This window comes from Streptomyces sp. NBC_00122 (assembly GCF_045160845.1).
Lineage (GTDB): Bacteria > Actinomycetota > Actinomycetes > Streptomycetales > Streptomycetaceae > Streptomyces.
Genome location: NZ_CP108191.1, coordinates 4735551 through 4760328, shown reverse-complemented (window position 1 = coordinate 4760328; position 24778 = coordinate 4735551). Strand labels below are relative to the sequence as shown.

The 24778-nt window shown below is 72.8% G+C and carries 18 protein-coding genes; 5 read left to right on the top strand and 13 right to left on the bottom strand.

Going from position 1 to position 24778, the window contains the following annotated elements; translation table 11 throughout:
• The first annotated feature begins 125 nt into the window (after positions 1–125).
• Positions 126–4094 (top strand): type VII secretion protein EccCa, encoded by a 3969-nt coding sequence (eccCa, locus tag OG737_RS22665; protein WP_328927956.1) that lies wholly within the window; start codon positions 126–128, stop codon positions 4092–4094.
• Positions 4095–4170: 76 nt separating this feature from the next.
• Positions 4171–4431 carry a DUF397 domain-containing protein gene (locus OG737_RS22660; protein ID WP_328927955.1) on the top strand — a complete coding sequence of 87 codons (261 nt, stop codon included), beginning with the start codon at positions 4171–4173 and terminating at the stop codon, positions 4429–4431.
• A 107-nt stretch (positions 4432–4538) separates the two neighbouring features.
• Here the strand turns inward: OG737_RS22660 and OG737_RS22655 are convergent, their stop codons facing one another.
• The 4 genes from OG737_RS22655 to eccB all read right to left on the bottom strand — a co-directional run bounded on the left by OG737_RS22655 (position 4539) and on the right by eccB (position 8322).
• Positions 4539–4847, bottom strand: a complete 309-nt coding sequence (locus tag OG737_RS22655; protein WP_328927954.1) for a WXG100 family type VII secretion target — start codon at positions 4845–4847, stop codon at positions 4539–4541.
• A 43-nt stretch (positions 4848–4890) separates the two neighbouring features.
• Positions 4891–5241, bottom strand: coding sequence for a hypothetical protein (locus tag OG737_RS22650; RefSeq protein WP_328927953.1), 351 nt, complete (start codon positions 5239–5241; stop codon positions 4891–4893).
• A gap of 214 nt (positions 5242–5455) precedes the next feature.
• The gene (mycP, locus tag OG737_RS22645) at positions 5456–6727 is read right to left on the bottom strand and encodes a type VII secretion-associated serine protease mycosin (protein WP_328927952.1); all 1272 of its coding nucleotides are present in this window, start codon (positions 6725–6727) and stop codon (positions 5456–5458) included.
• 11 nt (positions 6728–6738) lie between these two features.
• Positions 6739–8322, bottom strand: coding sequence for a type VII secretion protein EccB (eccB, locus tag OG737_RS22640; protein WP_328927951.1), 1584 nt, complete (start codon positions 8320–8322; stop codon positions 6739–6741).
• 311 nt (positions 8323–8633) lie between these two features.
• On the opposite strand from eccB, the gene eccE reads away from it, so the two are divergent.
• From eccE to OG737_RS22625, 3 genes are all read left to right on the top strand, one after another.
• Complete coding sequence (eccE, locus tag OG737_RS22635; protein ID WP_328927950.1) at positions 8634–9908, top strand: type VII secretion protein EccE; 1275 nt, start codon at positions 8634–8636, stop codon at positions 9906–9908.
• Positions 9905–10603, top strand: a complete 699-nt coding sequence (locus tag OG737_RS22630; RefSeq protein WP_328927949.1) for a hypothetical protein — start codon at positions 9905–9907, stop codon at positions 10601–10603. The genes eccE and OG737_RS22630 overlap by 4 nt, the downstream gene beginning before the upstream one ends.
• Positions 10604–10715: 112 nt before the next feature.
• On the top strand, positions 10716–13073 hold the full coding sequence (locus OG737_RS22625) for an SCO5717 family growth-regulating ATPase (protein ID WP_405921911.1): 2358 nt from the start codon (positions 10716–10718) through the stop codon (positions 13071–13073).
• A gap of 78 nt (positions 13074–13151) precedes the next feature.
• Here the strand turns inward: OG737_RS22625 and OG737_RS22620 are convergent, their stop codons facing one another.
• The 9 genes from OG737_RS22620 to rimP form a co-directional block, all read right to left on the bottom strand.
• Entirely contained in the window at positions 13152–14108 is a 957-nt protein-coding gene (locus tag OG737_RS22620) for a bifunctional riboflavin kinase/FAD synthetase (protein ID WP_328927947.1), read from the bottom strand.
• Positions 14109–14235: 127 nt separating this feature from the next.
• Positions 14236–17466: a serine protease gene (locus OG737_RS22615; protein WP_405921910.1), complete on the bottom strand. Its 3231-nt coding sequence runs from the start codon at positions 17464–17466 to the stop codon at positions 14236–14238.
• A 242-nt stretch (positions 17467–17708) separates the two neighbouring features.
• Positions 17709–18617 (bottom strand): tRNA pseudouridine(55) synthase TruB, encoded by a 909-nt coding sequence (truB, locus tag OG737_RS22610; RefSeq protein ID WP_405921909.1) that lies wholly within the window; start codon positions 18615–18617, stop codon positions 17709–17711.
• The gene (gene rbfA, locus OG737_RS22605) at positions 18614–19066 is read right to left on the bottom strand and encodes a 30S ribosome-binding factor RbfA (RefSeq protein ID WP_214941698.1); all 453 of its coding nucleotides are present in this window, start codon (positions 19064–19066) and stop codon (positions 18614–18616) included. Before rbfA ends, truB begins: the two co-directional genes overlap by 4 nt.
• Before the next feature lie 28 nt (positions 19067–19094).
• Complete coding sequence (locus OG737_RS22600; RefSeq protein ID WP_030161467.1) at positions 19095–19388, bottom strand: DUF503 domain-containing protein; 294 nt, start codon at positions 19386–19388, stop codon at positions 19095–19097.
• A gap of 160 nt (positions 19389–19548) precedes the next feature.
• Positions 19549–22662 (bottom strand): translation initiation factor IF-2, encoded by a 3114-nt coding sequence (gene infB, locus OG737_RS22595; RefSeq protein WP_328927944.1) that lies wholly within the window; start codon positions 22660–22662, stop codon positions 19549–19551.
• Between the two features lie 148 nt (positions 22663–22810).
• Positions 22811–23098: a YlxR family protein gene (locus tag OG737_RS22590; RefSeq protein WP_328927943.1), complete on the bottom strand. Its 288-nt coding sequence runs from the start codon at positions 23096–23098 to the stop codon at positions 22811–22813.
• A gap of 147 nt (positions 23099–23245) precedes the next feature.
• A complete protein-coding gene (gene nusA, locus OG737_RS22585; RefSeq protein WP_328927942.1) occupies positions 23246–24244 on the bottom strand; it encodes a transcription termination factor NusA in 999 nt (332 codons plus the stop codon).
• 2 nt (positions 24245–24246) lie between these two features.
• Positions 24247–24744, bottom strand: a complete 498-nt coding sequence (gene rimP / locus OG737_RS22580; RefSeq protein ID WP_328927941.1) for a ribosome maturation factor RimP — start codon at positions 24742–24744, stop codon at positions 24247–24249.
• Positions 24745–24778 lie beyond the last annotated feature (34 nt).

The window sequence follows — 24778 nt, the reverse complement described above, 5'->3', positions numbered from 1 at the left end:
TACCGGGCTCGTGCCTGACAGTCGGCAAGTAGGATCACCGACGCGTGGAGGAGACCCCCTCCACGCCCGGGACTTGGGGGCGCCGGTTACGACGTCCCGTCCGTTTTCGAGGGATTGATGCTCCGGTGAGCCAGATCGTCGTCAAACGCCCGCCGCGGTCCCTGCCGCCCGAAGTGCCGTCGGACGAGGTGCGGCTGGAGGCGCCGCCTGAGCTTCCCCGGGGACAGCAGGAGGGCATGCTGATGCAGCTCCTGCCGATGCTCGGCATGGGCTCGTCCGCCGTCTTCTTCTTCATGCCGGGCGCGGCGCCGTTCATGCGCATCATGGGCGTGCTGATGCTGGTGTCGACGGTGTCGATGGTCGTCGCGCAGTTGGTGCGGCACCGGCGGGGTACGCAGGGGCAAATGGCCGATGTGCGCCGGGACTACCTCAAATACCTTGCGCAGACGCGCCGTCAGGTACGCCGGACCGCGCGGGCGCAGCGCGACGCGCAGCTGTACCTGCACCCGGCCCCCGAGCAGTTGTGGTCGGTGGTCGCCGAGGGTTCGCGGCTGTGGGAACGGCGGGTCGGCGACCCGGACTTCGGGCAGGCCCGGCTGGGGCTGGGCTCGCAGCGGCTGCAAACGCCGCTGGTGGCGCCGGACACGGCCCCGGTGGACGAGCTGGAGCCGCTGACGGCGGGCGCGATGCAGCGCTTCCTCAAGGTGCACTCCTCGCTGGACGGACTGCCGATGGCGGTGTCGATCCGGGCCTTCTACCACGTGACGGTGTCCGGTGAGCCGGAGTCGGCGCGTGCTGCGGCGCGGGCGATGGTGGCGCAGCTGGCGACGCTGCACTCCCCCGAGGACCTGACGGTGGCCGTGGTGGCCTCGCCGGGTGCGGTGCCCTCGTGGGACTGGACGAAGTGGCTGCCGCACACGCAGGTGCCGGGCCAGGTGGACGGGGCCGGTACGAAGCGGCTGTTCGGCGACGACCTCGGAGAGCTGGAGGGGCTGCTGGCGCCCCGGCTGGAGGGGCGGCCGCGGTTCAGCCGCGAGGTGTCCCCGGTGCTGGACCAGCCGCACCTGGTGGTCGTGCTCGACACCAACTCGCCCCGCGGTGCCCTGGTGCCGCCGGACTCGGTGTTCGCGGCGGCCGAGGGGCTGCAGGGCGTCACGATCGTCGAGGTGGTCACGGGCGAGCTGGACGAGCCGCGCGGTGGGCTGTCGGTCGTGGTGCGGCCGGGCCGGCTGCGCCTGGAGTCGGGCGCGGGGGTCGCGTACGAGGGCACCCCGGACGCGCTGTCGCTCCCCGCGGCGGAGGCGCTGGGCCGCCAGTTGGCCCCACTGCGCACGGGCGGCGGGGACGACGACGAGCCGCTGCTGGCGAACCTGGACTTCACGGACCTGCTGAACCTGGGCGACGCGGCCGCGGTCGACGTGGCGCGTACCTGGCGGCCGCGGTCGGCCGGTGAGCGGCTGCGCGTGCCGATCGGTGTCGGCGAGGACGGCGCCCCGGTCATGCTGGACCTCAAGGAGGCCGCGCAGGAGGGCATGGGGCCGCACGGCCTGTGCGTGGGCGCGACCGGTTCCGGCAAGTCCGAGCTGCTGCGCACCCTCGTGCTGGGCCTGGCGGTCACGCACACCTCGGAGACGCTGAACTTCGTGCTCGCCGACTTCAAGGGCGGTGCGACCTTCACCGGCATGGGGCAGATGCCGCACGTGGCGGCCGTCATCACCAACCTGGCGGACGACCTCACGCTCGTGGACCGCATGGGCGACTCGATCCGCGGAGAGCTGCAGCGCCGGCAGGAGCTGCTGCGCTCGGCGGGCAACTACGCGAACATCCACGACTACGAGAAGGCGCGCGCGGCGGGTGCCCCGCTGGAGCCGCTGGCCTCGCTGGTGCTGGTCATCGACGAGTTCAGCGAGCTGCTGACGGCGAAGCCCGACTTCATCGACATGTTCATCCAGATCGGCCGCATCGGCCGCTCGCTGGGTGTGCACCTGCTGCTGGCCTCGCAGCGGCTGGAGGAGGGCAAGCTGCGCGGGCTGGACACGTACCTCTCGTACCGGATCGGTCTGCGGACCTTCTCGGCGGCGGAGTCACGGACCGCGATCGGTGTGCCGGACGCCTACCACCTGCCGTCGGTGCCCGGTTCGGGCTACCTGAAGTTCGGAACGGACGAGATGACGCGGTTCAAGGCCGCGTACGTCTCGGGCACCTACCGCTCGGGCGGGCCGGACGTGTCGGTGGGCCTGTTCCCGGTGGAGCGGCGGCCCGCGCTGTTCACGGCGGCTCCGGTGCCGGTGGTGTACGCCGCTCCGGACCCGGCGTACCTGGCGGCACAGTCGGCGCGCGAGGACGACGCGCTCGCCGACACGGTGCTGGACGTGATCGTGAGCCGGCTGGAGGGCCAGGGAGTGCCGGCGCACCAGGTGTGGCTGCCGCCGCTCGACCAGGCGCCGCCGCTGGACCAGTTGCTTCCGGCGCTGGCGCCGAGCGCGGAGCGCGGGCTGCACGCGGACGGGTACACGCGGCCCGGCGGGCTCGTCGTACCGCTCGGCCTCATCGACAAGCCGTTCGAGCAGCGGCGCGAGGTGCTGTACCGGGACTTCTCGGGTGCGGCGGGCCACATGATGGTGGTCGGCGGTCCGCAGTCGGGCAAGTCGACGCTGATGCGGACGCTGATCTCGTCCTTCGCGCTCACGCACACCCCGCGCGAGGTGCAGTTCTACGGGCTGGACTTCGGTGGTGGCAGCCTGTCGGCGGTCGCCGAGCTGCCGCACGTGGGCGGGATCGCCTCGCGCCTGGATCCGGAGCGGGTGCGGCGCACCGTCGCGGAGGTGGGGGGCATCCTCAACCGCCGTGAGGAGTTCTTCCGCGCGAACAACATCGACTCGATCGGCACCTACCGGCGCCGGCGGGCGGCGGGCGAGCTGCCCGGTGAGCCGTGGGGCGACGTGTTCCTGCTGATCGACGGCTGGGGCGGCTTCCGCGGCGAGTACGACGGCCTGGAGCAGATCGTCACGGACATCGCGGCCCGCGGTCTGGGCTACGGCATCCACGTGGTGATCACCGCGGCGCGGTACATGGAGGTCCGCGCGGCGCTCAAGGACCAGATGCTCAGCCGGCTGGAGCTGCGGCTCGGCGACACCATGGACTCCGAGTTCGACCGGAAGGTCGCGGCGAACGTCCCCACCGGGATGCCGGGCCGCGGCCAGGTGCCGGAGAAGCTGCACTTCCTGAGCGCGCTCCCGCGGATCGACGGCTCCCACGACGCCTCGAACCTGTCGGAGGCCACGGCCGCGTTCGTGGAGGCCGTGAAGCAGAACTGGAAGGGGCAGGCGGCCCCCGGGGTACGGCTGCTGCCGCGGCTGCTCCACGCCGACCAGCTGCCCAAGGGCGGAGAGTTCCCCGGCCGCGGGATCGCGATCGGCATCGACGAGACCGACCTGGAGCCGGTGTTCGTCGACTTCGAGTCCGACCCGTTCCTCCTCGTCTTCGGCGAGAGCGAGTCGGGCAAGACGAACCTGCTGCGGCTCATCGCCCAGCAGATCGCCCAGCGCTACACACCGGACCAGGCACGCCTCGTGGTGGGCGACTACCGGCGCGGCCTGCTCGGGGCGCTGCCGGAGGAGCACCTGCTGGAGTACGCGCCGATGGCGAGCTCGCTGCAGATGCACATGGAGGCGCTGGGCGGGGTGTTCTCGCGCCGGCAGCCGCCGCCCGACGTCACTCCGCAGCAGCTGCGCGACCGCAGCTGGTGGACGGGCCCGGACGTGTTCATCGTCATCGACGACTTCGACCTGGTGGCCACCAGCCAGGGCAATCCGCTGGCTCCGCTGGTGGACTTCCTGCCCTTCGCCCGGGACACGGGCGTGCGGTTCATCATCGCGCGGAACTCGGCGGGTGCCTCGCGTTCGCTGTACGAGCCGTTCATGCAGCGGATCAGGGAGCTGGGCGCGCAGGGCGTCGTCCTGTCGGGTGACCCGTCCGAGGGAGACCTCGTCGGCAACGTGCGACCGCGTCCGATGCCGCCGGGCCGGGCCTACTTCGCCTCGCGCAGGCGGGGCACCTCGCTGGTGCAGCTGGGGCGGATGCCGGGGATGTGAGGAAACCGGTTCCCCTCGGCGGCGCAGCACCGATAATCGGCGGTGAAGACCGCGCCACCGAGGGGAAAGGCCGCACATGGGCACCCAGCAGGAGAAGGACGAGCTGTACGCGCTCGACATCAGCGGCGTGGAGTGGGAGGGCCCGCCCGGGACCAGCCCCGACGAGGAGCGGGTCGAGATCGCGCGGCTGCCCGAGGGAGCGGTGGCCATGCGGTCCTCGCTGGACCGGGACACGGTGCTGCGGTACACCGCCGCCGAGTGGGAGGCCTTCGTACTCGGGGCCCGTGACGGCGAGTTCGACCTGGACCGGCACCGCCCTGAGGAGCCGGACGCCTGAGGGACCGGACATCCGACGGGCCGGACACCTGACGGACCAGACGCCGAAGGGGCGCGCCCGGTGCGGGCGCGCCCCTTCGGCGCGTACGGACTGCGTGGGCTACCGGCTCAGTAGGCCTCGGTGAACAGGCGCGAGGCCTTCACGTCGGTGGCGCGGTAGTCGCCCTTGCCGCGCTCGATGAGCTGGGCGACCTGCTCCAGCTGCTTCTGCATGTGGTCGGCCTTGCCCTTGTACTTCGCCTGCAGCTGGACGTACTGGCCGTGGGCCTCACCGTCCCAGGTGTCGGTGACGACCTTGAGGGCCTGCTCCATCTCGTTCAGGTCCGTGATGATGTTCTTGGAGACGATCCGGATACGGTCCGCCATCTGCTGAACGGTTTCATACCGGACCCGGGTGTGCCCGTCGTTACCCGCCATGTTCTTCTCCTTCTCGCTGCGGCAAACTGAAAAACGGCTGCTGTCAGATGCCGTTGAGGCCGGAACTGTTGGAGCCGCCGCCGGAACCGGCCGGCTGGACGGCCCTGAACGCGGCGCGCACGTCGTCGTCCTGGGCGTTGCTCAGGTTCTTGGTCTGCGCGACGGCGTTGTGCAGGACGCCGAGCAGCCTGCGGATCTCGTCGTGGTCGTCATTGACCATGCTCTGCGCGGACATGAACCCCGAGGCACCCACACCGGTCCAGCCGGCGCTCACGGTGGCGAGGATGTCGGCCAGTTCGCGGGCCTGCCTGGTGACGGCATTGGCCGTCTCCTCGATCTTGCTCTTCGCCTGGACGACCGGATCGTCTGCAAGTCCGAACGTGTTCGTGCTCATCCGAAGCTCCTCACTTCTCAATTCGCCGGCAGAACCGGCGGATTGCGTGGCGGAGCGGACCATGCCCGGCGCGGTCGTGAGCCACGCGCCCTGGGCGTCCCCCTCCGCTTCACGCGATCCCCCGATCACACTCGTGAAGCCTGCTGTCACTCTAGCCAGTTCATCGGCAGGGCCCAACACCGGTGGGTTGCTACCGTTGATGAACTGTGACCGTTCACTGCAAACGGCGTCGGCGCCCGCGTGCGTCCCGCACGACGGTCGCGGTCCCCGCGATGACGGCGATCAGGACGGCTCCGATGCCCAGAGCGTACGTGCCGTACCGCTCCTGCCGCTCCTGTGCCGTCTCGGTGAGCTGGAGCGCGGCGGCCTCCGGGGCCGCCGCGGGGGGCGGGCCGGGATCCGGGACGGGGGCCTTGGGTGCCTCGCGGTCCTGGCTGAGCGCGCGCACCGGGTCGACGACGCCCCAACCGACGTAGTCGTCACGGCCCTTGACCGAGCGCTCCGCGGTGTTCTGGATCTGCCAGACGATCTGCTCGACGGTCCAGTCCCCGTGCTTGGCGCGCAGCAGGGTGGCCACCCCGGCGACGTACGGGGCGGAGAAGCTGGTGCCGTTGTCGATGCACTGGCCGAATCCGGGGACCGTGGAGACCATGTCGACGCCGGGCGCCGCCACCCCGATGAAGTCGCCGGGCTGGGAGAACACGGCCCGCTCGTTGTTGCGGTCCGAGGAGGCCACCGCGAGCACGCCGGGGAAGGCCGCCGGGTACGTCTTGCGCTTCTCCCCGGTCATGCCGTCGTTGCCCGCCGAGGCCACCACCACGACCTTGGCGTCGATGGCCTTCTGGACCGACTTGCCGAGATCGGAGTCCGGGGACATCGGCACGTCGGTGTCCTGGGAGATGTTGATCACCTGGGCGCCCTTGGCCACCGCGTGGTCGATCGCCTGGCTCAGGGACAGGGCGTTGCCCTTGCCCTGGCCGTCGTTCTGCCGGATGGGGATGATCGTGGCGTCCGGGGCCAGGCCGACGAAGCCGGTGCCCTCCTGGGGGCGGGCGGCGATCAGCCCGGCGACCTTGGTGCCGTGGCCGACGGTGTCGTTCGTGCCGTCGCCGCCCTTGGGGTCGATGAAGTCCTTGCCGGCGCCGGTGTCGAGGGCGCCGCTGAGCTGCGGGTTCACCCGGTCCACCCCGGTGTCGATGACCGCGACGCGGATGCTGTTGCCGTTCTTGTCCTTGCCCTTGGTGTGCGTCCAGAGCTCGTCGAGGAGGAGCCGCTGGAGGGCCCAGGGTCGGTCCGCGATCTGCTTCTTCATGGGGAAGGTGCACTCGCCGGCGCCGTCGAGACTCAGGGCGTACGGGGGCTGCGGCGCGGCGGTGGCGGGGGTGGCCGCCGCGGCGGCGGCGGTGGCGGGGGTGGCCGCGGCGACCGTCGCGAGGGCCAGGGCGGCGGCGCGGACCGCGCGCCGCCGCATCGGGAGCTGGGTCATCGGCGGCTTCCTCACGAACCCTGCGGCTGGCGGGCGGAGTTGGTGTCCAGGCGCGGCCCCTTGGAGAGGAACTCCGACCACGCGATGGGCACCATGGCCGGTGTGACGCCCGCGTAGCCGAGCCGGATCTGCGCCTGGCTGGCCTCGGGCGCACCTCCCGTGGCGCCGCCCTTGGCCTGCTGGTCGGGGGCGCCGATCTTCGACTGCTCGGCGTCGCTGTCGCCGTTGGCCTGGACCGCGTACCGCAGGCCGGTGTCGGTGACCAGGAAGAGGGAGCCGCCTGCCGTGGTCTGCTTGCCCTGGACCTGGGTGTAGAGCAGTCCCGAGCCCGGGGTGACGTACGCGCTCGTGCCGCTGGCGGTGATGTCGATGGGGAAGCCGGTGCCCGCCCAGGTGCTCAAGGTCTGGTTGCCCTGGCCGTCGACCGAGCGCAGCACGTTGCAGATGGTGTCGCGGCCGGAGGCGCCGGTGCCTTGCGTCCCGGCTGCCGGTGCGCCCTGGTTGATCCGCTCGGTCTTCTTCTGCGGCCACTTGAGGTCGCCCGCGAACGGGGTGGACTCCGGGCTGATGGCCTGGAGGTCGATCTCGCGGGCCTTGCCGTGCATGTTGAGGCCGTCGGTCGCGGGCGCCGAGATCAGCAGCCAGGCGACGAAGTCGGAGACCGGCGCGACCTTCCCCGGCAGGACCACGTAGTGCTGCGTGCCGGAACCGGTCTGGGCCATGAGCACCATGCCGACCTTGTTGTCGTCGGTGATCAGGCCCTTGACGTCGGCGTTCGTACCGGCCTTGCCGGGCAGCTGCGGGAAGGACAGGTCGTCGCCGGAGTTGAGGGTCCCCAGCCACTGCTCGGTGACCTGCTGCGGGGTGGCGCCGGTGCCGACCAGGGCGTTGGTCATCGTGCCCGCGGCCGGGGTGCCCTCCGGGAACTTGTACTTGGTGCCCGCGGCGTCGACCAGGTAGCGCTCCTTGCCCGGGCCGGCGCTCTGCACGTACAGCGACTGCGTGTCGGTCAGCTTGCGCTGATCGTCCGTCAGGTGCGTCTCGCGGTCGGCGAGGACGAAGGTGGCGGTCTGCACCCCGCGCCCGTTGCCGCCCGGCTGCTGGCAGGCGGCCCAGCGCTTGGCCTTGGCCGCGTCCGCCTTGGCGGGCAGCCGGTCGGGGGCGTACGGGATGCCGATGATGGGCCCGCGGGGCGGCTGGCCCTTGTCGAGGACCTTGTCGTCGACCTGGATGACCTTGAACTTCGAGGGGTCCAGCAGGAGTCGGGCGGAGGCGAGGTTGAGCACCGGGTGCAGCCGGGTCTGGTCCTTGCCGTTCACCTTCGTCGTCAGGACCACGTAGCGGGTGGTGGAGTCCTTGCCGACGATGACCTGGGTGCCGGGGTCCGCCCAGCCCTTGGGGGCCGTCGGCCTGAACATGCCCCAGGCGCCGAAGCCGGCGAGTACGACCGCGGCCGCGATCAGCCCCGGCACGACCGCGCGCAGCGGGCGCGGTGCGCCCTCCTCGGTCCCCGTCGCGGACGGCTGGAGGAACGCGGCCACCGTGCGCCGCTTCGCGAAGGTGTACGCATTGAGCTCATCACGTCGTGATGCCATGACCGTCTGCTTCTCCCCGCACGGCCCGGTCGGTGAGTACGGTCCCCGGGCCTCGATTGTCGGACCGGGCACCTACTATGCCTCTTGACGGAGGCCGCCCAGGGGCCGGGTAGGGTGAGATCGCCGCTCAGCGCCTTCCGCACCGGGGTATTCAGGGCTTGTCGGGGTGGATTGAGAAGATTCCGGGGCCCTGCGCCAGCTGTCGCGCGCCGCCGGAACTCACGGTCCGGCCCTGGGGGCACCTCCCTTGGGGTCCCCCCGAACGAAGTCCGGGGGAGGTAGCTGAGGGAGAAAGGGGAGGTGCGCGAGTGATGGCCACCGCGACGCAGCCGCAGACTGGCGCGGCCGCACCCGCACGAGGCGGCGTGACGCCGCATCCGAAGTCGAGCCCTGGCCGCTTCGGTCCGTTCCGATTGCAACAGCTTGTGCTGCTTCAGGTGGCCGCGGCCCTCCTGTTGGTGGCCTGGGTGGTCGAACCGGTGCTGCTGGTTCCCGCCGGCGCGCTCGCGCTCGTACTCGTGGTGCTCGCGGTCGTACGCAGGCACCAGCGCTCCCTGCCCGAGTGGATCGGCGGTGCGCTCGCGCTGCGCGCGCGTCGGCGCCGGGCCGCGTCCCTCACCGTGCCAGCGGGCACCGAGCCCGGGCTCGCCCCGCTCGTCGAGGCCGATCCGGCGTTGCGCACCCTCACGTTCAGCGACCGCGACCGGCGGCCGGTCGGGATGATCGGCGACGGTACCTTCCTCACCGCCGTCGTCCAGGTGGACACGGACGCCACCGCTCTGCGGCCCGACCGGGGGGCGCGGCCACTACCGCTGGGTGTCGTACGGGACATCCTCGAAGTCGACGGCATCCGGTTGGAGTCCGCGCAGCTGGTGCAGCACACCCAGCCCGCGCCGGCCCCGCACCTGCCCGCCCAGTCGATGGCCACCCGCAACTACGCGCCGCTGCAGGCCCGGACCGGTACCCCGGCGGTGCGGCTCACCTGGATCGCGCTCAAGCTCGACCCGGAGCTCTGTCCCGAGGCGGTCACCGCGCGCGGCGGCGGACTGCCGGGCGCCCAGCGGTGCGTGGTGCGGGTGGCGGACCAGTTGGCGAGCCGGCTGACCGGCGCCGGGTTCACGGCCACCGTGCTGACCGAGCAGGAGCTCACGGCGGCCCTGGCCACGTCCTCGTGCGCGAACCCGATGGCGATCACCCAGGCCGGACGGTCCGCCAGCACGGGACGGCGTACGGAGGAGACTCCGCGGACCTGGCGCTGCGACGACCGGCGGCACACCACGTACTGGATAGGCCGCTGGCCGCGGTTGGGCGGCGCGGGGGCCGCGGCGCTGCCGCAGTTCGTGGCGCTGCTGACCTCGCTGCCGGCCCTGGCGACGAACTTCAGCCTGACGATCGCCCCGGCGGAGCGCCAGGGCGTGACGCTGACCGGGCACGTCCGGGTGACCGGGCGCAGCGACGAGGAACTGGTCGCGGCCCGACGGGAGTTGGAGCGGACGGCGCGGGGCGTGAAGACCGGTCTGGTCCGGCTCGACCGTGAACAGGTGCCGGGGCTGCTGGCTTCGCTGCCGCTGGGAGGGGCGCGATGAGGGGCGGTTTCGGGCTGGTCGGCCCCCGGCGGGAGCGGCACGTGGTGCCCGCCGCCGACCTGGACGCGCTGGCGCTGCCCGTCGGCGACGACGGGGTCGTCATCGGTGTGGACGCGGAGGGACGGCCGGCGGTGCTCGGCGTCAACCGGCCTACGCCGTACGAGGTGACGCTGATCGGCGGTCTGTGGACGGCGCAGGTACTGGCGCTGCGCGCGGCGGCGACGGGCGCGCGGGTGGCGGTGGAGACGGGGCGCGGGCACGTGTGGTCCGGGCTGGCCCAGGCCGCGGGCGGCGGACAGCAGTGCGTGACCCTGCACGAGGTGGGCCGGGTGCCGCCGCAGGGCGCGTCGGCCGGCAGCCCGGTACTCGTGATCCGCGACTGCGGGATGCGGCCGCCGCGCGGGCGCGTGGTGGCCGGGCCCTGGCAGTCCGTACTGACGTTGCTGCCGTACCTGAGCCCCACGGCGCCACGGCTGCTCCAGCAGTCGTCGCTGGTGGGTGTGCAGCGGGTGTCGCCGGACGAGGCCGAGCAGATCGGCCGCCTGATGAGCCTGCCGCAGGCGGCGGTGGAATCCCTGCCGACACTGGGCGACGGGGTGACGTTGTGGTGTACGCCACGGGACCGGCAGTTCGTGATGACCCAGGGGACGGACGCGGAGACGGGCCTGTTGGGCCCGGCGCGGCGGATCGACTGACGGTCGGCGGGGCCGACGGGGGCGGACACCGGCAGCGGAGCGCGATTAGGCTGGACGCGGGCGCGGCGTCGAAGTGGGCGCCGGACCAGTGTTCGACAGACCAGGAGGACCAGTGAACGGCGATCGGAACGAGAGGCGCGGCGGGACGTGGGACGTCCCGACGGACGATCAGTCCGACGCGGAGCCCGAACTGACGGGCGAGTTCACCATCGACTACACCCCGCCGGCCTGGTACACCCAGGGCGCGGCTCCGTCCGCGCAGGTGCCGGGGCTACCCGAGGGCAGCGGCTTCGAGCCCCACCGTCCCTCGGACGTGGCCTCGCCCCCGACGATGCGGATCGCTCCGCCGAGCCCGCGCACCCCGTCCGATGGCGCGGGCCTGCCCGCGCCCTTCACGGCACCGGCCGATACCCCGGTGCCCGCGCCGTTCCCGGCTCCGGCTCCGGCTCCGGCTCCGATCGAAGCCCCCGCGCCGTTCTCGGCTCCGGCTCCCGTCGACGTGCCGGCACCCGCGCCCGTCGAGGTGCCCGCGCCGTTCGCCTTCCCGGCACCGGTCGAGGCGGCCCCGCAGTACGAGGCTCCGGCCCCGGGCCCGGTCGAGCCTTCGGTGCCCGCGCCGTTCACCCTCTCCGCACCGGTGGAAGCCCCGGTGCCCGCGCCGTTCTCTTCTCCGGCACCGGTCGAGGCCCCCGCGCCGTTCCCGGCTCCGGCTCCCGTCGAGGTACCGGCTCCGGCACCCGTCGAGGCTCCCGAGCCGGTCGAGGATGCGGTGCCCGCGCCGTTCACCTTCCCCGCACCGGTCGACGCGGCCCCGCCGTACCAGGCCCCGGCCCCGGTAGAGGCCCCGGCGCCCGCGCCGTTCACCCTCCCCGCGCCCGCCGATGCGCCGGCGCCGGCACCGTCCGAGGGCGAAGCCGGTCCGCACGACACGCCCGCCGAGGGGACGCCCCTGCTGCCCCCCGCCGAGCAGGCCTCGGCCGCGCCGGTCAGCCCTACGGACGTACAGGTCCCCGCCGCGGAGCACCCGTTCGGGGGACCCGGTGGCGAACTGCCGCCGCTGCCGCCCTCGTTCGCGGACCAGGCGGGCCAGCCGGACCAGGACGGGTACTCGTTCCCGCCGCCGGCTCCCGCCCCGCAGCCGCAGCCGATGCCGGCGCCGGCGCCGCAGCCCCCGCACCACGATCCGCGCTCCGGCGCCCAGTGGCCCGTCGGCCAGCCGCAGCATCAGCCGCAGCCGCCCCAGCCCCACGACCCCCGCTACTCGGCCGCCCAGACCACCGGCGGGGCGCCGCTCGGCTACACGGCCGCCGTCGAGCTGTCCTCGGACCGCCTGCTGCGGAACAAGCAGAAGCCCAAGACCGGCAACAACAGCGCCGGCGGGCGCTTCCGCTTCGGCGGCAAGGCGGCCGAAGCGGAGCGCCAGCGCAAGCTGGAACTGATCCGCACCCCGGTCATGTCCTGCTACCGCATCGCCGTCATCAGCCTCAAGGGCGGCGTCGGCAAGACCACGACGACCACCGCTCTCGGCGCCACCCTCGCCACCGAGCGCCAGGACAAGATCCTGGCCATCGACGCGAACCCCGACGCCGGCACCCTCGGCCGCCGTGTCCGCCGCGAGACCGGCGCCACCATCCGGGACCTGGTCCAGGCGATCCCTTACCTGAACTCGTACATGGACATCCGCCGGTTCACCTCCCAGGCGCCCTCCGGTCTGGAGATCATCGCCAACGACGTGGACCCGGCCGTCTCCACGACCTTCAACGACGAGGACTACCGCCGCGTCATAGAGACGCTGGGCCGCCAGTACCCGATCATCCTCACCGACTCGGGCACCGGCCTCCTCTACTCCGCCATGCGCGGCGTCCTGGACCTGGCCGATCAGCTGATCATCATCTCGACCCCGTCCGTCGACGGCGCCAGCAGCGCCAGCACCACCCTCGACTGGCTCTCCGCCCACGGGTATGCCGATCTCGTCTCCCGCTCGCTCACCGTCATCTCCGGGGTCCGCGAGACGGCCAAGATGATCAAGATCGAGGACATCGTGCAGCACTTCGAGACCCGCTGCCGCGGTGTCGTCGTGGTGCCGTTCGACGAGCACCTCGCGGCAGGCGCCGAGGTCGATCTCGACATGATGCGGCCCAAGACGCGCGAGGCGTACTTCAACCTCTCCGCCCTGGTGGCCGAGGACTTCCTGCGGGCCCAGCAGCAGGCCCCACAGGGCCACTGGGGAGCCCCGCAGCAGCCCCAGCCGCAGCCGCCGTACCACCAGCAGCCTCAGCCGCAGCAGCCGTACGGCCAGCCCCAGGGCCAGCCTCCGTACCAGCAGCCGCAGCCGCCCTACCAGCAGCCCGGCCAGCCCTACCCGCAGCCCGGCCAGCCCTGGCAGCAGCCCCCGGCGCCGCAGCCGCAGCCGCCGCAGCCGCAGCCGCAGCCGCAGCAACAGCCCCCGCGCGACCCCCGCCTGGGCTGAGCCGACAGCGCGAAGGGCCCGTACCGCCCCGGGATCGATCGAGATCCGGGAAGGTACGGGCCCTCGCCCGTTCGTCCGTCAGCGCTGCGCGTCGTGCGCGTCCGTCAGCACCCGCGCCCGCTTCACGTCGTCCGCGATCGCCTCCAGCAGCCCGTCCAGCGACTCGAACTTCGCCATCCCCCGCACGTACGCGAGGAAGTCGACGGCCACGTGCTTCCCGTACAGGTCCAGTCCGATCCGGTCGATCGCGTACGCCTCCACGGTCCGCTCGGTCGCGTCGAACTGCACGTTCGTCCCCACCGAGATCGCCGCGGGCATCCGCTCGCCGTCGGCCGTCAGCCAGCCCGCGTACACCCCGTCAGCCGGGATCGCGGTGTGCGGCTGCGTCTCGACGTTCGCCGTCGGATAGCCGAGCTCGCGCCCGCGCTGCGCACCGCGCACCACCACGCCCTCGACCCGGTGCGGCCGTCCCAGGATCTCCGCCGCGCCCTCCATGTCGCCCTCGGCGACCAGCCTGCGCGCCAGCGTCGAGGAGAACGGCACACCGCCGCCGGCCTCTCCCCGCTCGACCAGGTCCACGACGTCGACGTCGTAGTCGTAGGTGGAACCCAGCTCGCGCAGGAAGTCGACGTTCCCGGCGGCCCGGTGGCCGAAGCGGAAGTTCGGGCCCTCGATGACGGACCGCGCGTGCAACTTGTCGACCAGCACCTTCACGATGAAGTCGGCCGGGGACAGCTGCGAGAACTCCGCCGTGAACGGCAGGATCAGCAGCGCGTCCACACCCAGACCGGCCATCAGGTCGGCGCGCCGGTCGTAGGGCGCCAGGATCGGCGGGTGGCTGCCCGGACGGACGACCTCGCTCGGGTGGGGGCTGAAGGTGACGACGACGGACGGGAGGCCGAGCGCGCGCGCCTTGGCCACGGCCCGTCCGATGATCAGCTGATGACCGCGGTGCACGCCGTCGTAGGAGCCGATGGTGACGACGCTGCGTCCCCAGTCCTGGGGGATGTCCTCCAAGCCACGCCAGCGCTGCACTGTGACCGCTCCTCGCCCGAACCCGTTTAGGCCTTGTACTGATTGCCGATTACAGGTCTAAGACTGCCATGCCGGTGCCCGGTGCCCCGCATCGGCATCTGCGTCGCACGGCCGCCGCGCCATATCGTCACGTCACATCCGCGGCCGCCCTGCCGAAGTGGTCTTCCGGGCGGGCGGCGGCACAGGCCGCGGCGGCTCCACGGAACGCGTCGAGCACCCGCGGGTCGGTCTCCTCGCGCAGCAGTACGCCGGCCAGCTCGCCGCGCAGCGCGTACGAGGCCTTCCCGCCCGGCGTGGCCAGTACGACGGCCAGTTCGGCCCGTACCGGCGCCGGGGCGGACCGCAGCAGGTCCAGGACCAGCGGGCGCAGCACGGGTGCGGCGGCCGCGCCCTGCTCCAGGCGCCGGTCGACGAAGGCCGCGGCGTGCGGGGCGTCCTCGGGCCGGCATGCCAGGAGGTCGCGTACGAGGTCGGCCGCGCGCCGGGCCAGCCCGGGGGTGGTCAACGCGGCCAGGGCGCGCACCACCTCCCCGTCGGCCCGGGCCCGCAGCGCGTCGAACACCGCGTCCGGGTCGGGCAGTACGGGCAGGGCCGCGACCAGCGCCGCGGCGGGCAGCCGACAACCGTGTTCGGGGGCCCGGAAGCAGGCGAGGGCGTCGGGCAGGTAGCGGCCGCGGGCCTGCGGGTCGCGCAACAGCACGGCCAAGGCGCTGCCGTGCAGAGCGGCGTCGGCGGGGCGGGCCAGCAGCGCCTGGGCGGCGTAGCGCAGCAGCTCCCGGTCGGCGGGGGTCCGCACGTACGGGGCGGTGGCCGTCCCGTAGGCGGCGGCCGCGGCGCGCCGCGCGGGCCGTTCGTCGTGCGCCCAGCGGTCCACGGCCCGGCACAGGGCGGCGGGCTCCTCCTCGGCGAGTACGCGGAGCAGTTCGTCGGCGCGGGGGTGCGCGGCGGTGACGAGTGCCTCGGTGAGGTCGTCGAGGGCGAGGCGGCGGTGGGTGTGCAGCAGTGCCTGGGCGGCGGTGGCGACGGTGGCTCCGGGGCGCCCGCGCAGCCGCCGCCCGTCGGTGAACCAGGCGCAGAGCAGGGGCTGCGCGAGCCGCGGGTTCCGGGCGAGCCGGCGGGCGGCGGCGTCGAGGTAGCGGTCGCCGGGGACCGCCTCGGCGGGGTCGGCGGGGAGCAGCCGGCGCAGCAGGTCGAGGCGGTCGGGCTCGGGCAGCCGGAGCCGGTTCCAGAACCGGCCGCCGAACTCGCCCGGGCCGGCGCGGGCCACGTGCTCCGCGAGGGCGTGCAGGACGGGGAGGTGGGGGTGGGCGTCGGGGGCCCGGAGCAAGCTCTCGCGCAGCAGCCGGGCGGCCCACCAGGTCCGGTCGGCATCGGGTCCGGGCCCGGCATCGGCCGCTGCGGCGGCGGGTCCGGCGTCCGTTGCGGCTGCGGCGGCGGCCTCGGCGAAATCGTTGAGGCGGTGGACCAGCCGCATGAGCTCCCCGTGCAGGGCGTCCGCGGGCAGTCGGCGCAAGGCCTCCAGGACAGGCCCGATCCGGTGCCGGGCCACCGGCCCGCCCGGCCGGGCGGGCCGGTGGACGAGGGAGTCGAGGGCGGTGGGGACGTCCAGGTGGCCGGCCTGGATCCAGTCGGACAACGCCTCGTGGGCGAAGCGGTAGCCGGGCCCGGCGGGCACCAGCAGCCCCTCGGTGAGCACGGCGCAGGCCCAGCCGGTGCGCCACGGGAACAGTTCCTCGAAGGTGGCCCGGTCCAGCGATCCCTGCCCGGGTCCCAGACAGCGCCGTGCGGCCTCGTGGACCCGGCCAGCCACGCGCGCCGCGAGCCGCCTGGCGCCGGGGCCGTGCACCCGGTCCGCTCCGGCCCGGGCGGCGGCGATGCGGACGGCGGCGCGCAGGCACAGGAGGTCCAGGTGGGCGGCGAAGACCTCGTCGCGGCCGGGGCACCCGGCCGTGACCCCGGCCGCGCGGATCCCTGCGAGCAGGCGCAGGGTGAGCGGGTGCCCGGCGTCGGACTCCCGGACGGAGCCCTCGGGGATGCCGAACCGGGCCCGGGCGGCCCCGGCCTCGGCGGGGGTGAGGTCGCCGAGCGGGAGGGCGGGCGGCATCCGCCGGGACGGGCGGGCGGGGGCGTACAGCACCTCGGGCGGGCAGAGGGCGCCGGCCCGCTCCCAGTGCTCGGGCCGGGCGGCGACGGCCAGCCGGGCCCCCGTCGCGCGCAGCCACCCGACGGTCGCGTCGGTCCAGGGTCCCAGGCGGTGCGCGAGCTCCGGGGGCATCTCCTCGGGGGCGTCGAGCACCACGAGCAGAGCCCGCCCGGCCGCGTCCGCGACCCGCGCCGCCTGCTCGGCGTCCGTGTCGGCCGCGGATCGGTCCACCAGGACGTCCGGTCCCCCGGCGGACGCGGTCCGGGCCGCCGAGACCAGCGCCCGCGTCACCGCGTCGGCCACCGAGGCGTCCCCGCCGTGCAGGTCCGCCCCGCGCAGCCACACCGTCGGTGCGGGACGGGCCGCGCGTGCCCGGCGTACGGCCAGGGCCGCCAGCGCCGTGGTGCGACCCGTGCCGGGGGCTCCCACCAGGCCGAGGACAAGGCGGTCCCCCGCCGTGAAGGCCTCCAGTTCGGCCGCGGTCCCCGGTCGCCCGACGGTTTCGCAGCCGGGCTCGGCCTCGCCCGGGGGCAGGGCCGCGCCCAGGGTGGTCCCGGTCAGTTCGAGGACCCCGGCGAGGTTCAGGTCCGGCCCGTACGCCGGCACGGTCGCGGCGTTGCGTTCCAGCAGCGCGGCCAGCTGGCCGGCCGGGTCGGCTGCGGCCGCCGCCCGCAGGGCGACCGCGAAGCCGCCGGACCGGTGTTCCGCGCGCAGAGCGGTGCCCAGTACCGCGAGCACCGCTCCGGTCCGCGCGTCGAGGACCGGTCCCCCGCAGGCCTCCCCGCCCAGGCTCAGCGCGTCCCGCCCGTCCGTGCCGATCGCCAGCTCGACCGCCGCGCCCGGGGGCACGGCGTGCCGCCGGTCCGCCGCCGGGTAGGTGACCTCCGCGCCCCCCAGCACCCGCGCCTGCCGCCATCCCCGCGCGGGCAGCCGTACGTACGTTCCCGGAGCGATCGCCTCGCGCATCGCCACCGGCAGCGGCCGCACCCCGAGCCCGTCGGTGCGTACGAGTGCCAGCGCGAGCCCCGGCAGTACGGTCACGTCCCCCGCCTCGGCCAGCCAGGTGCGGCCGCCCTGGCCGGGCCCGTGGAGCACCACCCGGCCGAGGCCGTCGACGGCCTCGTGACCGGTGACCACCGTCCCGCGGTCGTCGGCGACGAATCCGCTGCCGCGCGCCCGCCCGGCCGGATCGCAGATTGTGACGAGCTCCGCCATGGCCGCACCACTCCCCCGCAACGCCCCGTGCTCATGACGGTAGGCAGGTGAAGATCAGCACGAAAAGCACGCGAGGTGAACGCGCCCCCTTACGCTCCCTCCATTCACTCCAAGCGCCTGCTCGGACGGGTGAATACGAGGGTCCGGGTGGATAGAGACCTACCCGAGGGGGGTCGTGGAGCGGTGAGCGGCCATGCATGTGCGCTCACCGCTCCACGTCGGCAGACCAGGGCGGCGCGTGGTCAGGCGAAGACCGCGAGGGCCTTCGCCTTGCCGCCCTTGCTCTCCACGAGCCCGAGCAGGTTCCCCTGCGGCCCGAAGACCGCGACGGTCCGGCCGGCCGGGTACTCCTCCGGCATGTCGATCCGCACGCCGTTGGCGAGCAGCGAGGCGCGCCGGGCGTCCAGGTCCCAGCGCGGGAAGGCCGCGGCCGCCGCCTCGCCGATCGGCATGACGGTCAGCTCCTCCTGGAGCTGGTCCAGCGTGCGCGCCCGGTCGATCTTGTACGGGCCCACCCGGGTGCGCCGCAGCGCGGTCAGGTGGCCGCCGACACCCAGGTCGGCGCCCAGGTCACGGGCGAGCGCGCGAATGTACGTACCACTGGAGCAGACCACGGAGACGACGAGGTCGACGACCTTGGTCCCGTCCTCGGCCTCCGCGTCCCGCATGTCGTACACCTGGAACGACGAGATGGTCACCGGGCGGGCCGGGATCTCGAAGTCCTCGCCGTCGCGGGCGCGCTTGTAGGAGCGCACGCCCTTGATCTTGATGGCGCTGACCTTCGACGGGACCTGCATGATCTCGCCGGTCAGCTTGGCGATGCCCGCGTCCACGGCCTCCCGGGTGACCCCGGCGGCGTCCGTGGAGAAGGTGATCTCGCCCTCGGCGTCGTCCGTCAGGGTGTTCTGGCCCAGCCGGATCGTGCCGAGGTACTCCTTCTCCGTGAGCGCGAGGTGACCCAGGAGCTTGGTGGCCTTCTCGACGCCCAGGACCAGCACGCCCGTCGCCATCGGGTCGAGCGTGCCGGCGTGGCCCACGCGGCGGGTCTTGGCGATCCCGCGCATCTTGGCGACCACGTCGTGCGAAGTGAAGCCGGACGGCTTGTCGACAATGACAAGGCCGTCCGGAGTCTTCCCTGCGTTGCTGCTCATTCCGCGGCTGCGTCCTCGTCGTCGTCCTCGCCCGGCTTCTTGTACGGGTCGGCGTCGCCGGCGTACTGGGCGCCGGACGAGACCTCGCGTACCTGGGCGTCGGATGAGCGTGCCTTGTCGAGGAGGTCCTCGATCGTCTTGGCGGTCTCCGGGAGGGCGTCCGCCACGAAGGTCAGGGTGGGCGTGAACTTGGTTCCCGCCGCCCGGCCGACCGCCGAGCGCAGTACGCCCTTGGCGCTCTCCAGGCCCGCTGCCGCACTGGCCCGGTCCTCGTCGTCGCCGTAGACCGTGTAGAAGACCGTGGCCTCCCGCAGGTCGCCGGTGACCCGGGTGTCCGTGATGGTCACGTGCGTACCGAGGCGGGGGTCCTTGACACCGCGCAGCAGCTTCTCGGCCACCACCTCCCGGATGAGGTCCGCCAGCTTCTTCGCCCGCGCATTGTCGGCCACTGGTCCGTCTCCTTCTTATGTCTTGCTATCAGTCTTCATCACCGTGGAGGCGCCGTCGTACGGACAGCAGCTCCACTTCCGGACGTGCCGCGACCAGCCGCTCGCAGCGGTCGAGTACGTCCGAGAGGAACCCCGTGTCCCCACTCACCAGAGCGACCCCTATACGGGCCCTGCGGTGCAGGTCCTGGTCGCCCACTTCAGCCGCGCTCACGGAGAACTTGCGTTGGAGCTCAGCCACGATGGGCCGGACTACGGAGCGTTTCTCCTTCAGCGAGTGGACGTCGCCGAGGAGCAGATCGAAGGACAGAGTCCCCACGTACATGCAGTTCCGGATATCCCGCCGGTGCGGGTTCGGTGGCCTGCCGGCCGTCGCTCGGCAGGGTCACCAGAACCGTACACGCAACGGCCGGGGCCGATCGACGGATATTCCGTCGACCGGCCCCGGTGTTACGAGTTACGACACGGTGCGAACCGCCTCGCGCTTACGCGCGGGGCTTCTCGCGCATCTCGTACGTCGCGATGACGTCGTCGATCTTGATGTCGTTGTAGCTGCCGAGGTTGATACCGCCCTCGAAGCCTTCGCGAATCTCGGTGACGTCGTCCTTGAAGCGGCGCAGACCGGAGATGGTGAGGCTCTCGGCGATGACCTTGCCATCGCGCAGGAGCCGCGCCTTGGTGTTGCGCTTGACCTCGCCGGACCGGATGAGGACACCGGCGATGTTGCCCAGCTTGGACGAGCGGAAGATCTCGCGGACCTCCGCCGTGCCGAGCTCGACCTCTTCGTACTCCGGCTTGAGGAGACCCTTCAGGGCCGCCTCGATCTCCTCGATGGCCTGGTAGATCACCGAGTAGTAGCGGACGTCGACGCCCTCGCGGTCCGCCATCTGCGCGGCACGGCCGGCCGCACGGACGTTGTAACCGATGACGATGGCGTCGGAGCCCATCGCCAGCGAGATGTCGGACTCGGTGACCGCACCCACACCGCGGTGCAGGACGCGGATGTCGACCTCTTCACCGACGTCGAGCTGGAGCAGCGAGGACTCGAGGGCCTCGACCGCACCGGACGCGTCGCCCTTGATGATGAGGTTGAGTTCCTGGACCAGACCGGCCTTGAGGACCGAGTCGAGGTCTTCCAGGGACACCCGGCGGACGCGCTTGGCGAAGTTGGCGTTGCGCTCACGCGCAGCACGCTTCTCGGCGATCTGACGGGCCGTGCGGTCCTCGTCGACGACGAGGAAGTTGTCGCCGGCGCCGGGGACGTTGGTGAGACCCAGGACCAGGACGGGGGTCGACGGACCCGCTTCCTCGACGTTGTTGCCCTTGTCGTCGAGCATGGCGCGCACTCGGCCGTAGGCGTCGCCCACGACCATCGTGTCGCCGACGCGGAGGGTACCGCGCTGGACGAGGACGGTGGCGACGGCACCGCGGCCGCGGTCGAGGTGGGACTCGATCGCAATACCCTGAGCGTCCTGCTCCGGGTTGGCGCGCAGGTCGAGCGAGGCGTCGGCGGTGAGGACGACGGCCTCGAGCAGGGAGTCGATGTGCAGACCCTGCTTGGCGGAGATGTCGACGAACATCGTGTCGCCGCCGTACTCCTCGGCGACCAGACCGAACTCGGTGAGCTGACCGCGCACCTTGACCGGGTCGGCACCCTCGACGTCGATCTTGTTGACCGCGACGACGATCGGGACGCCGGCGGCCTTGGCGTGGTTGAGCGCCTCGATCGTCTGCGGCATGACGCCGTCGTTGGCCGCGACCACGAGGATCGCGATGTCGGTCGACTTGGCACCACGGGCACGCATGGCGGTGAACGCCTCGTGACCCGGGGTGTCGATGAAGGTGATCTTGCGGTCTTCGTCGTTGACCTGGGCGCTGACCTGGTACGCACCGATGTGCTGCGTGATGCCGCCGGCCTCGCCCGCAACGACGTTCGTCTTGCGGATGGCGTCGAGCAGTCGGGTCTTACCGTGGTCGACGTGACCCATGACGGTCACGACCGGCGGACGCGGCATGAGGTATTCCTCGCCGCCCTCGTCCTCGCCGAACTCGATGTCGAAGCCCTCGAGGAGCTCGCGGTCCTCTTCCTCCGGGCTGACGATCTGGACGACGTAGTTCATCTCGCCGGCCAGCATCTCGAGCGTCTCGTCGGAGACGGACTGCGTGGCAGTGACCATCTCGCCGAGGTTCATCATCACGGCGACGAGCGACGCCGGGTTGGCGTTGATCTTCTCCGCGAAGTCGGTGAGGGACGCACCGCGCGACAGGCGAACGGTCTCGCCGCCACCGCGGGGCAGCATCACGCCGCCGACGGACGGGGCCTGCATGGCCTCGTACTCCTGGCGCCTCTGACGCTTGGACTTGCGGCCACGACGGGCCGGACCACCGGGACGGCCGAAGGCACCCTGCGTGCCACCACGGGCACCGGGACCACCGGGACGCCCGCCGAAGCCGGGACGACCGCCGCCACCGGCACCGGCCGGACCGCCGCCGAAGCCGCCGCCACCGGGACGCGGGCCGCCGAAGCCGCCGCCACCCGCGGGACGCGAGCCGGGACCGGCCGGACGGCCGGCGAAGCCGCCGCCGCCGGGACGACCGGCGCCACCGGGACGCGGACCGCCCGCACCGGGACCACGGCCACCGGGGCCGCCACCGGGACGGGGACCGGGACCACCGGCAGCGGGACGCTGCGGCATCATGCCCGGGTTCGGACGGTTACCACCGGGAGCACCACCCGGACGGGGGGCGCCGCCCTGCGGACGGGGCATGCCGCCGGGGGTCGGGCGACCGGCGCCCTGGCCCTGCGGACGCGGAGCGCCGCCGGGACCGCCCTGCGGGCGGGGAGCACCCTGGCCGCCACCGGCGCCGGGGGCACCGGGACGGGGCGCGCCGGCCGGACGGGGCGCCTGCGGGCGCGCCATGCCGGTGGAGCCACCAGAGGTGAACGGGTTGTTGCCCGGGCGGGGACCCGCCGGACGGGCGCCCTGCGGACGCGGGGCCGCGCCACCGGGGCGCGGGGCCTGGGCACCGGGAGTGGCGCCGGCCGGGCGCGGGGCGCCGGGACGGGCACCGGCCTGGCCGCCCTGGGCCGCCGGACGCTGCTGCGCCGGACGGGGGCCGGGAGCCGCGGCGGGACGCTCGGTGCGCGCCGGAGCGGCCGGAGCCGCCGGAGGCGCGGAGAACTCGGTCGCCACGGGCGCCGCCGGAGCGGGCTTCGGGGCGGCCGGAGCCTTCGGACCGGGACGCGGGCCGGAGGCGGCCGGAGTCACCGGGGCGGGCGCTGCGGCGGCCGGAGCCTCCGCGACGACCGGCTTGGGGGCCGGTGCGCCGGGCTTCGGCGCAGCGGGACGTGCGGCACCCGGGGTCGGAGCCCCGGGCTTGGCGGGGGCAGCCTTGCGGGGCGCACCCGGCTTCGCAGCGGACTTGCCGGCGTTGCCGCCGGGCCCCTGCAGTGCGTCAGTCAACTTGCGTACAACCGGCGCCTCGATCGTCGAGGACGCCGAACGGACGAACTCACCGAGTTCCTGGAGCTTGGCCATGACGACCTTGCTCTCAACTCCGAACTCCTTGGCGAGTTCGTATACCCGGACCTTAGCCACTTCGCTCCTTTTAGGTCCGGGTTACGCCGGACCGTTGCTACTTCATGGGCGTACTCATCGCGTACTCATCGAGTGCTCATCGCAATCTCGACCTACTTCCAACTCGCGAGGTACCTGACCGCACGGGGTATCCGTGCCGTTCTACGTCTTACGGTGTCGCCTCGGCCTGACCGGCCAGGACATTGCGCAGTTCCGTCGTGTCGAGCGCTCCGGCGGACCGCAGGGCCCGGGGGAACGCCCGGCGGCGGACCGCCTGGTCGAGGCAGACCACGGCAGGGTGCACATACGCACCCCGGCCGGGCAGCGTACCGCGATGATCGGGGACGCATTCGTCCTCGATCGCCACGATGCGCAGCAGATCGCTCTTGGCCGCTCGCTCCCGACACCCCACACAGGTTCGTTCGGGGCATGCGCGGGCTTGCGTCCGGCCAGACACGCCTAAGTCTACCTCCCCGCACCGACCCTCCCCCGACAGGTTCCGGGCGAAAATCGAACGGCTGTTGTGTTGTGGTGATCCACAGGGCCGGTGTAAGGCCCTTCGTGGTCCCTGTCTACCGCCCGGGTAGCCCCGGGCGGTACCGGTTTATTCCCCGCCGCCGTCCGAAGGCTGCTCGGTGTCGGGACGGATGTCGATGCGCCAGCCGGTGAGCCGCGCGGCGAGGCGGGCGTTCTGGCCCTCCTTGCCGATGGCCAGCGACAGCTGGTAGTCGGGCACGGTCACCCGGGCGGAGCGGGTGTCCCAGTCGACGACCTCGACCTGGCTCACCCGGGCGGGTGACAGCGCGTTCGCGACCATCTCCGCCGGGTCGTCCGACCAGTCGACGATGTCGATCTTCTCGCCGTGCAGCTCGGCCATCACGTTGCGCACACGGCTGCCCATCGGGCCGATGCAGGCGCCCTTGGGGTTCAGGCCCGAGCGGGTGGACCGTACGGCGATCTTGGTGCGGTGACCGGCCTCACGGGCGATCGCGGAGATCTCGACGCTGCCGTCGGCGATCTCCGGGACCTCCAGCTGGAAGAGCTTCTTCACGAGGTTGGGGTGGGTGCGCGACAGCGTCACGGACGGACCGCGGACGCCCTTCGCCACGCGCACGACGTACGCCTTCAGGCGCAGACCGTGCGTGTACTCCTCACCGGGGACCTGCTCCTGCACGGGCAGGATGGCCTCCAGCTTGCCGATGTCGACGAGGACGTTCTTGGGGTCCTTGCCCTGCTGGACGACGCCGGTGATGACGTCGCCCTCACGGCCTGCGAACTCGCCGAAGGTCAGGTCGTCCTCGGCGTCGCGCAGACGCTGCAGGATCACCTGCTTGGCGGTCGTCGCGGCGATCCGGCCGAAGTCCGACGGGGTGTCGTCGAACTCCTTCGGTTCCTGGCCCTCTTCGAGGTCCCTCGGGTCTTCCGTCGCCCACACGACCACGTGACCGTTGGTGCGGTCCAGCACGACGCGGGCGCGGCGGAAGCTCCCGTCGGTCCGGTGGTACGCGATGAGGAGGGCCGACTCGATCGCCTCGACGAGCAGGTCGAAGGAGATCTCCTTCTCCCGGACCAGACCCCGCAGGGCACTCATGTCGATGTCCACGACTACGCCTCCTCTTCCTTCTTGTCCTTGCGGCTGAACTCGATCTCGACACGCGCCTTGGCGATGTCGGTGAAAGCAATACGGCGGGCGGTCGCCTTGCGGCCCTTCACGCCCGGGACTTCGAGGTCCAGTCCCTCGTCGTCGACGTCGAGAACGCGGGCGATCAGTTCCCCGCTCTCGGCCAGCTGGAACTTCACGAGGCGGCCGATCGCCCGTACGTAGTGACGGTGCTCGGTCAGCGGGCGGTCAGCACCCGGCGAGCTCACTTCGAGGACGTACTCGTCCTCGCCCATGACGTCGGTCTCGTCGAGCAGGTCGGACACCTCGCGACTCAGCTCGGCACACGCGTCCAGCTCCACGCCCTCGTCGGAGTCCACGATGATGCGCAGCATCCGGCGCTTGCCCGCCCGGGACGTCTCGATCTCTTCGAGGTCCAGGCCCTTGGCGGCGACGAGCGGCTCCAGCAATCCGCGCAGCCTGTCGCTCTGGGTGGTGCTCATCCGGGTGACTCCTCGGCCGCGTGTGCTGTTGTGG